Origin of the sequence: Agromyces sp. NBRC 114283, assembly GCF_030268405.1 — a bacterium.
GTDB classification, from domain to species: Bacteria; Actinomycetota; Actinomycetes; order Actinomycetales; family Microbacteriaceae; genus Agromyces; species Agromyces mediolanus.
Map to the genome: position 1 here is coordinate 276,135 of NZ_BSQP01000001.1, position 12,791 is coordinate 288,925.

Annotated in this window: 9 protein-coding genes; 1 reads left to right on the forward strand and 8 read right to left on the reverse strand. The window is 73.2% G+C overall.

The window, feature by feature from the left end:
- Positions 1-9: 9 nt before the first annotated feature.
- From QSJ60_RS01290 to QSJ60_RS01315, 6 genes are all read right to left on the reverse strand, one after another.
- Positions 10-1,830, reverse strand: coding sequence for an oleate hydratase (locus QSJ60_RS01290; protein WP_285462248.1), 1,821 nt, complete (start codon positions 1,828-1,830; stop codon positions 10-12).
- A 263-nt stretch (positions 1,831-2,093) separates the two neighbouring features.
- Complete coding sequence (locus QSJ60_RS01295; RefSeq protein ID WP_285462249.1) at positions 2,094-3,191, reverse strand: LacI family DNA-binding transcriptional regulator; 1,098 nt, start codon at positions 3,189-3,191, stop codon at positions 2,094-2,096.
- Positions 3,188-4,216, reverse strand: a complete 1,029-nt coding sequence (locus tag QSJ60_RS01300) for a DUF2804 domain-containing protein (protein ID WP_285462250.1) — start codon at positions 4,214-4,216, stop codon at positions 3,188-3,190. The genes QSJ60_RS01295 and QSJ60_RS01300 overlap by 4 nt, the downstream gene beginning before the upstream one ends.
- Entirely contained in the window at positions 4,191-6,059 is a 1,869-nt protein-coding gene (locus QSJ60_RS01305; RefSeq protein WP_285462251.1) for a glycoside hydrolase family 2 protein, read from the reverse strand. The genes QSJ60_RS01300 and QSJ60_RS01305 overlap by 26 nt, the downstream gene beginning before the upstream one ends.
- Positions 6,056-7,384: an MFS transporter gene (locus QSJ60_RS01310; protein WP_285462252.1), complete on the reverse strand. Its 1,329-nt coding sequence runs from the start codon at positions 7,382-7,384 to the stop codon at positions 6,056-6,058. Before QSJ60_RS01310 ends, QSJ60_RS01305 begins: the two co-directional genes overlap by 4 nt.
- A gap of 186 nt (positions 7,385-7,570) precedes the next feature.
- Positions 7,571-8,221, reverse strand: coding sequence for a GntR family transcriptional regulator (locus QSJ60_RS01315; RefSeq protein WP_285462253.1), 651 nt, complete (start codon positions 8,219-8,221; stop codon positions 7,571-7,573).
- 76 nt (positions 8,222-8,297) lie between these two features.
- Here QSJ60_RS01315 and QSJ60_RS01320 point away from each other — a divergent pair, with 76 nt between their 5' ends.
- Positions 8,298-11,123: an FAD-binding and (Fe-S)-binding domain-containing protein gene (locus tag QSJ60_RS01320; RefSeq protein WP_285462254.1), complete on the forward strand. Its 2,826-nt coding sequence runs from the start codon at positions 8,298-8,300 to the stop codon at positions 11,121-11,123.
- 204 nt (positions 11,124-11,327) lie between these two features.
- On the opposite strand, the gene QSJ60_RS01325 is transcribed toward QSJ60_RS01320, so the two are convergent.
- Both QSJ60_RS01325 and QSJ60_RS01330 read right to left on the reverse strand, forming a co-directional pair.
- Positions 11,328-12,476, reverse strand: a complete 1,149-nt coding sequence (locus QSJ60_RS01325; RefSeq protein ID WP_285462255.1) for an FAD-dependent oxidoreductase — start codon at positions 12,474-12,476, stop codon at positions 11,328-11,330.
- A gap of 5 nt (positions 12,477-12,481) precedes the next feature.
- A complete protein-coding gene (locus QSJ60_RS01330) occupies positions 12,482-12,772 on the reverse strand; it encodes a YHS domain-containing protein (protein WP_230765084.1) in 291 nt (96 codons plus the stop codon).
- Positions 12,773-12,791 lie beyond the last annotated feature (19 nt).

Below are 12,791 nucleotides of genomic sequence, written 5' to 3' on the forward strand. Positions count from 1 at the left end.
GGATGCCGCTCACTCGATGGCGTCGTCCGAGCGTTCGCGCTTCGTCGTCGCCCCGCGCTCGGGGATGAGCGCGTAGTCGGTGAGCAGCTCGCCGATCTGCGTGCCGTCGAGCTTCGCGAACAGCCGCTCGCGCAGGAACTTCGGCCCCGGCAGCCCCACCTCGGCGCCGTCGCGCAGCCGGCTCGTCGCGTTCAGCAGCCAGCGCACGTCGTACGTCGAGCCGAACACCTCCGGCACGCCGCGGTCGACGCCGAGCAGTTGGTACGCGGCCTCCATGCCGGTGCGCACCGAGTACTCGGTGGTGAAGATGCAGTCCCGCGTGGTCTCGGCGAACTGCCCGATGAAGGCGAAGTTCTGCGCGCCCGCCGGCACCACCGCGGGCCGGTCGCCCGCCTCCCGCGGCATGAAGAACGAGGTGACGTACGGCATCATCACCGGCACGCAGCTGGCGGCCTCCGCGGCGAGCCCGTCGATCTCCTCGACGGGCACCCCGAGGTGGTACAGCCACTCGCGGGTGATCTCCTCACCCGTGGACTCCTGCAGCGTCTTGCCCGTGTAGTCGCCCGGCACGTCGACGAACAGGCCGTACACCCAGACCACGATCTGGTCGGCGGGCTGCTGCTTGAAGTGCGGCTGGCGGTTCACGGTCCAGCTCATCAGCCACGCCGAGTCGCGGGCGGTGACGATGCCGCCGGTCACGACGCGGCCGCTGAACGGGTCGCGCTTCGCGATGCGGCGGATGTACTCGGGGATCCGCTCGTCGAGCGTCGTGACCGTGGCCGACTCCCACTTGGTCTTCGCGATGTCGCCGCAGAAGACCTCGGGACGGCCGAAGGACGGATGCTTCGCCGCGATGTTCTGCCAGAGCGCCCAGCCGGCCGCGGGGGACTCGTCGAGCCTCGCGGGCGTGTGCTGGTCGCCCTCGTCGGAGTTCTCGGTGAGGCCGCCGATGGTCGCGAGCACGAGGTCGTCGTCGCCGAGGTCGACGCCGCCCTCCACGCCGTCCTGCACCCAGTGGATGCGGGTCGCGCGCTTCGAGGCATCCGGCTCGTCGCCGTCGATCGCGAAGTCGATGTCCGTGACCTGCGTGTCGAAGTGGAAGGTGACGCCCTGGTCGAGCAGCCAGCGGTACATCGGCAGCACGAGCGACTCGTACTGGTTGTACTTCGTGAACTTCAGCGCCGAGAGGTCGGGCAGCCCGCCGATGTGGTGCACGAAGCGGTGCAGGTAGAGCTTCATCTCGAGCGCCGAGTGCCACTCCTCGAAGGCGAACATGGTGCGCCAGTACAGCCAGAAGTTGCTGTCGAGGAAGTCCTTCGAGAACACCTCGTCGATGCGCTTGCGCTCCATCTCCTCGCGGGTGGCGAGGAAGATGCGCACGATGTCCTTCTGCGCGGTGTCGTTCAGTCCGAAGAGGTTGTTCGTGTGCGCGTCCTGTCCCTGCTGCTCGGTGACGCGGCAGAGCGAGAAGTTCGGGTCGTCCTTGTTGAGCCAGAAGAACTCGTCGAGCACGCTCGCGCCCTCGATCTCGAGCGACGGCACCGTGCGGAACGCGTCCCACAGGCACTCCATGTGGTCTTCCATCTCGCGCCCGCCGCGGATGACGAAGCCCTTCGCCGGCTTCTTGATGCCGTCGAGCGCGCCGCCCGGCAGCGGCAGCCGCTCGAGGATGGTGATGCGGTCTCCCGGCAGCTGGCCGTCTCGGATCATGAAGAGCGCGGAGGACATGGAGGCGAGCCCCGCCCCCACGAACCACGCCGACGCCCGATCCGATCGCTCCGGCTTGCGCGGCCTCGCGAATGCCTCGTAGTTGCCCGTGCTGTAGTACATGCGTCTCCCCCCGGAACGTCGCGTCGCGACGATGCGCGGCGCACCCTGTTCCCCACGCTAACCCGGTTCGCGCGGATTGCACCCGCGGATTCGGGGTCTGCTGAGCCCCCTGGTTCGCTGAGGCCCCTGGTTCGCTGAGCCTGTCGAAGCGGGGGCGGTTTGGTCCGCTGAGCCCGTCGAAGCGGGGCGTTCCCTTCGACAGGCTCAGGGAACCAGCTGGTTCGCTGAGCTCGTCGAAGCGGGGGGCGTTCCCTTCGACAGGCTCAGGGAACCAGCTGGTTCGCTGAGCTCGTCGAAGCGGGGGGCGCGGAGGCGCGGGGCACAAGACGGTAGGGCGCCTGCTCGACGCGCGGCGGCGACTCGGGGTCGTCGACGAGCCGCAGCACCGAGGCGACGGCGAGCCGGGCGAGCTCGCCGAGATCGGGCGCAATGCTCGTCAGCGGCGGCACCGCGTACGCCGACTCCGGGGCGTCGTCCCAGCCGACGACGGCGACCCGGCCCGGCACGTCGACCCCCGCCTCGCGCAGCGCGCGCAGCGCACCGATCGCGAGCAGGTCGTTCGCGCAGACGAGGCCGTCGAGCCCGGCCAGGCCGTCCCGCTCGGCGAGCAGCGCCCGCACCCGTGCGTGGCCCTCCTCGCGGGAGTAGTCGCCGTCGGGCGAGCGCTGATCCCACGGCGAGACCTCGAGCAGGTGCCGGGGGTCCGCGTCGAGTCCGGCCGCGCGGAGCGCCGTGCGGAACCCCTCGAGGCGCAGGTCGGCGGCGGCGGCGCCGCTCGAGGCATCCGGAACCGTGCCGAGGAAGCCAAGCGTGCGCCGACCCGCGGCGATGAGGTGCGCGGTCGCGTCGCGCGTGCTCGTCACGCTGTCGACGACGACGCGGTCGACCCGGGCGGCGCGGATGCGCTCGCCCAGCACGACGAGCGGGGTGCGACCGCGGGCCGCCATCAGCTCCTCGTCGCCGATCGACATGGCCGACAGCAGGATGCCGTCGCTCAGCAGGGTGCGGTACCCGGAGGCCGCGCGCAGCTCCCGCTCGGGATCGCCGTGGGTCTCGTCGACGACCACGTCGTAGCCCACGGCCTCCGCCGCGGTGACGACGGCGTGCGCGAGCTGGGCGAAGTACGGCAGCGAGAGGAACGGCACCGAGAGGGTCAGCAGGTTGCTGCGCCCGACGCGCAGCTGCCGCGCCGCGAGCTGCGGGCGGTAGTCGAGCTCGGCGACGGCGGCCTCGACCCGGGCGCGCGTCGCGGCGCTCACGGGCGCCTTGCCGCTGATCACGTTCGAGACGGTGCGGTACGAGACGCCGGCGATCGCCGCGACGTCCTTCAGCGTCGGCCCGGCCGAGCGACGGGGGCTCACCAGCGGTTCCGCACGTCTTCGGCCCAGCCGAGCAGGCCGTCGAGTTCGATGCGCTCACCGTCGGCCTCGACCCACCCCGAGTAGTGGCCGAAGCACTGGTGCCCGTGCGAGCCGAACACGCCGAGCTCGGTCGCGCTGACCCGGTCCCAGAACGGCTCGAAGCGCAGCTCGGCGCTCGCGCCGTGGATGCGCCAGGGGGCGAGCCAGTCCCGCTCGTCGTACTCCCAGTCGAGCTCTTCGCTGAGCTTGCGGAGCCGGCCGTCGACGACGATCGCGTTCTCGGTGGAGCCGGTGCCGTCGGTCCACTTGCCGCCGAGCTGCAGTCCGACGACGCGGTCGCCGACCCGACCCGAGGCGGCGCCCCAGTTCCACACCATGCGGTAGGGCCAGCGGCCCCGGCCGTGATCGAGCACCGCCCAGCTCTCACCGAGCGGCAGCTCCACGATCTCGGGGGCGCCGAGCTCCGGCGCGTCGAGCTCGAGCCGACCGCGCGCGGGGCGGGCGACGTCCTTCACCGTGTACTGGAACCGCCGCTTCGACCACGGCACCACGACCCCGAGCCGCTCGTGCCCGGCCGGCAGCTCGGCCAGGATCTCGACGCGGGCGCCCGGCACCTCGGCGCGCAGCAGCGTGCCCTCCGCAGTCTCCTCGAGGTCGATCGCGAGGTGCTTGGCCCGCGCCCGGGCCGGTCCGTCGCCGAGCGAGGCGGGCAGCATCGCGCCGCGACCGAACGGCACGATCGCCCCGCGGTCGAGCGTGCGCCCGGTGCGCCGGTCGTGCACGAGCACGCCGTGCACCGCCGCGTAGTCGATCGAGGAGACCGTGAGCGCCACGAGATGAGTCGGCGTCGTCACCGCCCAGTACTCCCAGCGCTTATTGCGCCCCCAGCTGCGCCGGCCGTCGATGCCCGAGGTGTCGTGCAGGGGCGTGCGCGTCCAGCCGACCGCGGCCGGGTTCAGCCGGTTGTCGGCGCCGCGCAGCGCGACGGGGACGGTGAGCTCACGCTCGGTGATCGTGCGAGGCATCCTGGACCTTTCTCGTGGGGTGCGGCGCGGGCGCGACCGCCTTCGCGAACCGGGCGGCGAGCTCGGCGTTCACCTCGCGCACGCGGTCGGCGTGCAGCTTCCGCACCGTGCGGTCGGCCGTGAGCAGCCCGTTCAGCTCGTCCTCGACATCGGAGAGCTGGGTGTAGACGTAGCCGCCGAGCCCGGCGTCGATCGCGGGGGCGATCTCGTCGCGGTGCAGGGCGACGAAGGCCTCCGTCAGCTCGTCGACGCCGGCGTAGCGACGGTAGCCGAACTCGCGCGGCCCGAACTCGTGGCCCGGCAGGCGCAGGCTGTAGCCGCCGTACTCCGAGACGACGATCGCCCGCCGCTCGCGCCGCCAGCCGCGCTCCGGCTGGAGCTTGCGGAAGTAGACGTGCAGGCTGCGCAGGTCGCCGCCGCCCTGGTCGTGCCAGCCGCTCGCGTGGTCGATCACCCGGTCGGGGTCGAGTTCGCGGAGCCGCGCGGTGACGGCGAGCGCATCGAACTGGCCCCAGCCTTCGTTGAACGGCACCCACACGGCGATGCTCGGGGCGTTGCCGAGCAGGCGGACCGTCTCCTCGAGCTCCGCCAGGAACTCGGCGCGCCCCTCGGCGTCCTGCCGGCCGAATCTGCGATGCCGGCGATCGTCGAGCCGCAAAGGCAGCTTCACCGGCAGCGTCACGACGGCCGGGTGGTAGCGGCGACCGCCGTTCACGAAGTCCTGCCAGACGAGCATGCCGAGCCGGTCGCAGTGGTGGTACCAGCGCAGCGGCTCGATCTTGATGTGCTTGCGCAGGGCGGTGAAGCCGAGCGCCTTCATCTCCTCGATGTCGTGCACGAGCGCCGCGTCGGACGGCGGCGTGTAGAGGCCGTCCGGCCAGTAGCCCTGGTCGAGCACGGCGGCGTGCAGGATCGGCTCGCCGTTCAGCACGAGGCGCGGCCGACCGTGCGCGTCGGGCGCGATGCCGACGGAGCGCATGCCGAAGTAGCTCTCGACGCGGTCCTCGCCGAGCCGCACCTCGAGCTCGTAGAGGAAGGGGTCGTCGGGGTGCCAGCGGCGCGGCTGCGGCACCGGCAGGCGCAGCGGCTCACCGACGGCGCCGGTGGCCCGCGCGATCTCGCGGCCGGCGGCGTGCACGATCACGCTCGCCTCTGGCCGAGCGGATGCCTCGGGAGGAGCGGATGCCTCGGGAGGAGCGGATGCCTCGGGCCATCCGACCGCCTCGACGACGAGCTCGACCGCCTCCGCATCGAGGAGCGGCCGCACGCGGAGCGCCGCCACGTGCACCGCCGGCACCCGTTCGAGCCACACCGTCTGCCAGATGCCCGCCTGCGCGGTGTACCAGATGCCCCCGCGCTTCAGCGCCTGCTTGCCGCGCGAGTGGAACGAGGTGTCGCTCGGATCGACCACGTCGACGACGAGCTCGTGCGGCTCGCCGTCGCCGAGCTGCGCGGTCACGTCGAGCGTGAAGGGCAGATAGCCGCCGCGGTGGCCGCCCACCTGCACCCCGTCGACGAGCACCCGGCAGCGCTGATCGACCGCGCCGAAGTGCAGCAGCACCCGGCCGCCGCGGGCCCCGCCGTCGAGCCGCACCGTGCGCCGGTACCAGAGGTGCTCGTCGGGCTGCAGCTGCCGGCCGACGCCGGAGAGCTCGGCCTCGGGCGAGAACGGCACGACGATCTCGCCGTCCCACACGCGCGGTTCGAGCGCGTCGTCGGTGATGGCGTACGACCAGCGGCCGTTGAGGTTCTGCCAGTGCTCGCGCACGAGCTGGGGGCGCGGATACTCGGGCAGCGGGTGGTCGGGGTCGAGCTCGTCGGCCCAGGGGGTGCGCCGGCTCATCCGCGGTCCGCCATGGCGGGTTCGGTGCGACGCAGGACGCGTGTGCGCAGCGCGATGCCGAGCGGCACGAGCAGCAGCACGACGGCCGCCGCTGCGAAGATCTCCGGGCCGGGCACCGGATGGGCGACCCCGAGCTCGACGTAGCTGTGCGCCGAGCCGGAGATGACGGCCGCGCCGATCGCCGGGCCGATGATCATCGGCAGCATGACGGCCAGGATCATGCGCGCGCCCTGCACGCCGCCCGCTCGGTCCTCCGGCGTGTGGTCGCGCGTCAGCGCGGACACCGCGGCGATCGAGCCCATCATCCCGGCCATCATCACGGTGGCCGCGGCGATGACGCCGACGGCGTCGCGCACGAACGTCATCGCGACGAGTCCCGCCGCGAAGGCCGCAACGGCATACGGCAGCACGCGGGCTTTGCCGAAGCGGTCGATGAGCCGTCCGCCGACGACGCTCAGCGCGGAGGCGAGCAGCAGTACGATGCCGAGCACGATCGCGTAGCCGTCGAGTTCGAGCGAGTAGCGCAGGTAGATGAGCACGTAGGGCAGGAACACCTGCGAACTGACGCCGATCACACCCCAGACCGCGAGCGTCGCGAACAGCGCGGGCTCGCGCCGCACCGTCGCGGGACGGAGCCCGTCGACGACGGCCTTGAGCACGCCGTGCTCGTGCCGGGCGACGCCGCGGTCGCGAACCAGGAACCACGCCGCGACGCCCGTGGCGGCGGTCAGGCCGCCGACGATCCCGAAGAAGAGCTCCCAGCGGCCCTCCTGCGTGAGCGGGTCGAGCAGGGCGAAGACGAGCAGCATCCCGACGAGGGGCATGATCGCGAGCCAGCCGTCGACGCGCCCGCGGTTCGCCGGCACGGTGGAGTCGGTGACCCAGGCGGCGAAGGCGGCGTCGTTGGCGCCGGAGCCGATGAAGCTCATCACGCAGTCGAGGGCGATGATCGCGATCACGGCGGTCGCGACGGTCGCCCCGGCGCTCGCGACGGCGGATGCCTCGCCGCCGGCCTCGCCCGCGGCGCCCGCGCCGACCAGCCCGAAGGCTGCGGTCACGAGCCCCCAGGCGATGTAGCCGATCGCGATGAACTCGCGGCGGCGGGCGAGGCGGTCCGACCAGGCTCCGAAGAGCAGCGTGGCGGCGGTCGCGGCGATCGCGCTGAGCGCGACCATCCAGGCGATGACGGCCGGATCGGTCGAGATGGTGTCGTAGACGAACACGTTGAGGTACATGTTCTCGATGACCCAGGCGAGCTGGCCGACGAGGCCGACGACGAGCACCGCCGTCCAGGTGCGGGCGCCGAGCGGCGCGGGGGAAGCCATGGCTCGGGGACTCCTTGCGGTCGGGCGGGGCAGACCCGGGTTTCAACGTTGAAATCACGGGAACCCTAGCAGCTCGCCCGAGCTCCATGGAAGCCACGCACGTCGGAACCGCACCTCACGTCGGCGAGCTGACCCGACTTGCCCGACTTTCATGAAAGTCGGGCAAGTCGGAGGCTGGGGGTCGGGCTAGGGGGTGGCGACCGCGGCGGCCAGGCGCTCCTCGGCCCGGCCGAGGTGCTCGGCGAGCACGGCGACCGCGGCCTCGGCATCGCCCGCCGCGATGAGCTCCAGGATCCGCTCGTGCTCGGCCAGGATCGTGTCGACCGAGATCAGCCCGCGACCCTGCACCTGCGCCATGCACTGCCGGACCTCTTCGGTGAGCGAGCGGTACGCGCGGCTCGTGCGCTCGCTGCCGAGGGCGTCGACGATCGCCGAGTGGAACCGCAGGTCGGGGTCGACAATGTCGACGCTCGAGCCGCCGAGGTGGGCGGCGATCTCGGCATCCGCCTCGGCCGCGGCATCCGGCCGGCTCCGCGTGGCCGCCAGTTCACGGATCGCGGCGCTCTCGATGCGGCGGCGCGTGCGGTAGACGTCGCGCACCGCGTCGGCGTCGAGGCGGCGCACCCGTGCGCTCCGGTGCGCGGTGCGCTCGAGCACGCCCTCGCCGACGAGCTTCTCGATCGCGGCCTTGGCGCTCGGCCGGGCGACCCCGAAGCGGCCGGCGACCCAGGCCTCGGTGACCGCGCGGTCGGGCGCGAGCTCGCCGCCGATCGCGGCCGCGCGCAGCGCCTCGGCGACGGCATCGACCACGCCGGTGACCCGGATCCCCTCGACCATGCGCACGCCCTTCCGCCGCGCGTCAGTATACTTGTCCGACCATCCCGGTATACTTGTCTAACAATCTGGAGCACCAATGTCGCCTGCCGCCGTCGCCAGCGTCCTCGACTCCGCCCTCCTCGGCGAGCGCGCCACCGTGAGCGTGCGCTCCATCGACCGCTTCGCGAAGGCCCACGACGCCTCGCACTACCTCTTCGTCCCCGAGGCCGTCGTCACCCCGCACGACGCCGGCGCCGTCGCCTCGCTCTTCGCCGCCGCGCGGGCGGCCGGCCGCAGTGTGACGTTCCGCTCCGGCGGCACGAGCCTCTCCGGCCAGGGGATGACCGACGAGCTGCTCGTCGACACCCGGGCGCGCTTCCGAGGCATCCGCGTCGGCGAGGAGGGACGCACTGTCCGCGTCGAACCCGGCGCCACCGTGCGCCAGGTGAACCAGCGGCTCGCGCGGCACGGCCGCAAGCTCGGCCCCGACCCGGCGAGCGAGATCGCCTGCACCATCGGCGGCGTGATCGCGAACAACTCGAGCGGCATGGCGTGCGGCATCACGCAGAACGCGTACCGCACGATCGCCTCGCTCCGGCTCGTGCTGCCGAGCGGCACCGTGCTCGACACGGGGGCGCCCGATGCGGCCGAGCTCCTCGCCGCCCGCGAGCCCGAGCTGCACGCCGGCCTGCTGCGGCTGCGCGAGCGCCTGCTCGCCTCCCCCGTCTCGGTCGAGCGCGTGCGGCAGCAGTTCTCGATGAAGAACACCATGGGCTACGGCCTGAACGCCCTGCTCGACTTCGCCGAGCCGCTGCGCATCCTCGAGCACCTCGTGATCGGCAGCGAGGGCACGCTCGCCTTCGTCGCCGAGGCGGTGTTCGACACCGTGCCGCTGCTCCCCCACGCGGCGACCGCCCTGCTCGTGCTGCCCTCGCTGCGCGAGGCGACGGCCGCACTGCCCGAGCTCGTCGCGACAGGCGCCGCGACGATCGAGCTGATGGATGCCACGTCCCTCCTCGTCGCCCAGCGGGCCGCCGACGTGCCCGAGCAGATCGCCGCCCTCACGGTCGAGGGCCACACCGCCCTGCTCGTCGAATACCAGGCGGAGACCCCCGAGGCACTCGACGCGGCGCTGGCCGGCGCCGCGTCGCTGCTCGACGCGCTGCCCCTCGCCGCGCCCGCCGCCTTCACGCGCGATGCCGCGGAACGGGCCGCGCTCTGGCATGTCCGCAAAGGCCTCTACACGACCGTCGCGGGCGCGCGCCCGAGCGGCACCACCGCCCTGCTCGAGGACATCGTCGTGCCGGTCGAGCGCCTGCTGCCCACCTGCGAGCGCCTCATCGGGCTCTTCGCCGAGCACGGCTACGACGACTCGGTGATCTTCGGCCACGCGAAGGACGGCAACCTGCACTTCATGCTCGGCGAGCGCTTCGACGACCCCGAGCAGCTCGCCCGCTACGAGCGCTTCACCGAGGATCTCGTGCAGCTCGTGCTCGAGCAGGGCGGCTCGCTCAAGGCCGAGCACGGCACCGGCCGCATCATGGCGCCGTTCGTGCGGCGGCAGTACGGCGACGAGCTCTACGCGATCATGCGCGAGGTGAAGCGGCTGTTCGACCCGAGCGGGCTGCTGAACCCGGGGGTGGTGCTCTCCGACGACCCCGACTCCTACCTGCGGCATCTGAAGCTCGTGCCGACGGTCGAGGCCGAGGTCGATCGCTGCGTCGAGTGCGGCTACTGCGAGCCGACGTGCCCGAGCAAGGACCTCACGCTCACCCCGCGCCAGCGCATCGCCCTCCGCCGCGACATCGCGAGCGCCGAGGCCGCCGGCGACACCGCCCTCGCGGCCGAGCTCCGCGACGACTACGAGTACGACGGCGAGCAGACCTGCGCCGTCGACGGGCTCTGCGCCATCGCCTGCCCGGTCGACATCAACACCGGCGACCTGGTGCGGCGGCTGCGCGCCGAACGCCGGAACCCGGTGCTGAACGCCGGCTGGTCGGCGGCCGCGGCGGCCTGGGGCCCGGTGACCCGCCTCGGCGGCGCGGCGCTGACCGTCGCGAACGCGCTGCCCGCGGCGCTGCCGAAGACGGCCACGACGGTCGGTCGCGCGCTGCTCGGTCGCGAGACAGTGCCCGAGTACGACGGCGGCCTGCCGCGCGGCGGGGTGAAGCGCCCGGAGCCGGGCGGCGACCCGGCGACGGCCGAGGCGGTGTTCTTCGCGGCCTGCATCGGCACGATGTTCGGCCCGGAGCCCGGCGGCATCGGCGCGACCGCGGCGCTGCTCGAGCTCGCCGAGCGGGCCGGCGTCGGGCTCGTCGTGCCGGACGGCATCGGCTCGCTGTGCTGCGGCACTCCGTGGAAGTCGAAGGGGTTCCTCGACGGCTACCACGCCATGACGGAGCGGGTGCTGCCCGCGCTCCTCGCAGCGAGCGGCGGCGGCCGGCTGCCCATCGTCTGCGACGCGGCCTCCTGCACCGAGGGGCTCGAGACGATGCAGCACCTCGCCGCCGTCGCGGGCCGCGAGGCGCCGGCCCTGCGCTTCGTCGACGGGACGCAGTTCGCCGCCGAGCGCATCCTGCCGCGGCTCGAGGTGACGGCGCCCGTCGGCCGGGTCGCCGTGCACCACACCTGCTCGACCGCGGCGCTCGGCGCGGGCGGCGCGATCGACCGCATCGCGCACGCCGTCGCGGCCGAGGTCGTGCTGCCCGACGACTGGAGCTGCTGCGCGTTCGCGGGCGACCGCGGCCTCCTGCACCCCGAGCTCTCGGCGAGCGCGACGGCACGCGAAGCCGCCGAGGTCATCGCCGCCGACGCCGACTGGCACGTCTCCGCGAACCGCACCTGCGAGATCGGGATGACCCGGGCGACGGGTCGCCCGTACCGCCATCTGCTGGAGCTGCTGGAGGCCGCGACCCGGCCCTGACGACCGCCGTCTGAAGGCCGCACGAAAATTCTCGAAAAATCTTGGATTCGCCTGTAACGCTTTGCCCTCTGGTGGAAACAGAGCAATTGAGGTGGCCGGCGTGGTCCGCAGGTTCGGGGGAGCTTCGGACCCCGGCCACCTTCAACGTCGACCCGTCGACGCCCCCAGCCGTCACGTCGGCGAGCCCGCGCACGCGCGGCCCGATCAGGCGGATGCCTCGTGCAGACGCGGGCTCCACTGCACCACCGTGCCCACCGCGCCGATCCCGCTCACGCCGACGACCCGGCCGCCGAACTCGTGCCGGGCGACGAACTCCTCGCCGTCCTCGAGCCGTGCCTCGCCGCACGCCGGTGCGCCGACCCCCGAGACGACGAGCCCGTGCACCATGGCGAGGTACGAGCTCCTGGGCAGGTAGTCACCGGGGTCCGCTCCCGCGCCGAACTCGTGGAGCACGGACTGCGCTGCGTGCGCCCCCTGCGCCGCGGCGTCCTCCCAGTGGTCGATCCGCCAGCTGCCGAGCACCTCGTCGCGGTGCACGGCCACGCCTCCCGCCCCGAAGACCCCCGGCGCGTCGGCTCGCAGCCGGCCGTCGACGTGCACGCCGTCCGCCCAGGGCGCCGGCCCGGACGGCTCGGTGCCGAGCGCGAGGAGCGCGAAGTCGGCGACGACGCGTTCGCCCCGATCGAGTTCGATCACGAGCCCGCCGTCGGCCGCCGCGACCGCGTCGACGCTGCGCCCGAAGCGGGTGAGGACGCGGGCGCTGTGTTCGGCGGCGAGCCGCTCGGCGACGGGGGCGCCGAACGCGGCGATGCCCGGCACTCGGCTGCGGGCGATCAGGATCACCGTGTGCCCCTGCGCCCGCAACGTCGAGGCCGTCTCGGCGGCGATCGCCCCGCCGCCGAGGATCGCGATGCGTGCGGCGCCCGCGAAGCCGGCGAGCCGCTCCCGCAGTTGCAGCGCGTCGTCGAGCGAGTGCAGCCCGTGCACGAGGCCGGCCGAGCGCGCCTCGGCGGCGCCCGGCAGCTCGGGCGGCAGCCCGCGGGGCCGGCTTCCCGTCGCGACGATGAGGGCGTCGTACCTGAGCCGGGCGCCGGAGGCCAGCCGCACCCGCCGCGCGCCGACGTCGACCTCGCTCGCGGTGTCCGCGACGAACTCGACCTCGGGCAGCGGCAGGGCGACGGCCTCCGGCGGGAGGGGGCCGAACGCGACCCCCGTGATGAGCATCCGCGTGAACGGCGTCTCATCGCTCCGGGCCACGAGCGTGACCCGGGTGTCGCCGCGCGACGCGAGCATCCTGGCGGCCCCCACCCCGGAGGCTCCCGCCCCCAGGACGACGACGTGGCGCGACGACACGTCGACTACGCCATGTTCGCGGCGTACTTGGCCGGGTCGGAGTCGAAGGCGGGCCCGCATCCGGCGCAGCAGAAGTAGTAGCGCTGGCCCTCGTAGTCACGGAACAGCCCGACGGCCTCCGCCGCGGCCTTGCTGACCGGGCTGCCCACCATCACGGGGCAGGTCGTCTGGTCGTCGGCGGAGGCGCCGCCGAGCAGGTTGGCCTTGCCGTGGCCGCTGACGGCGGCGGTGTGGGCGGCGTCGCTCGCCGCCACGCCGGTGCTGCAGCAGGAGCCCGTCTGGGTGTCGTTCGTCATGGTGGTGCCTTTCGTCTCT

What these genes read in the sequence shown, in the direction of transcription:
- QSJ60_RS01320 (WP_285462254.1), top strand. Translation starts at nt 8,298, where the DNA reads ATGTCGCCTGCCGCCGTCGCCAGCGTCCTCGACTCCGCCCTCCTCGGC.
- QSJ60_RS01290 (WP_285462248.1), bottom strand. Translation starts at nt 1,830, where the DNA reads ATGTACTACAGCACGGGCAACTACGAGGCATTCGCGAGGCCGCGCAAG.
- QSJ60_RS01310 (WP_285462252.1), bottom strand. Translation starts at nt 7,384, where the DNA reads ATGGCTTCCCCCGCGCCGCTCGGCGCCCGCACCTGGACGGCGGTGCTC.
- QSJ60_RS01315 (WP_285462253.1), bottom strand. Translation starts at nt 8,221, where the DNA reads ATGGTCGAGGGGATCCGGGTCACCGGCGTGGTCGATGCCGTCGCCGAG.
- QSJ60_RS01330 (WP_230765084.1), bottom strand. Translation starts at nt 12,772, where the DNA reads ATGACGAACGACACCCAGACGGGCTCCTGCTGCAGCACCGGCGTGGCG.
- QSJ60_RS01300 (WP_285462250.1), bottom strand. Translation starts at nt 4,216, where the DNA reads ATGCCTCGCACGATCACCGAGCGTGAGCTCACCGTCCCCGTCGCGCTG.
- QSJ60_RS01305 (WP_285462251.1), bottom strand. Translation starts at nt 6,059, where the DNA reads ATGAGCCGGCGCACCCCCTGGGCCGACGAGCTCGACCCCGACCACCCG.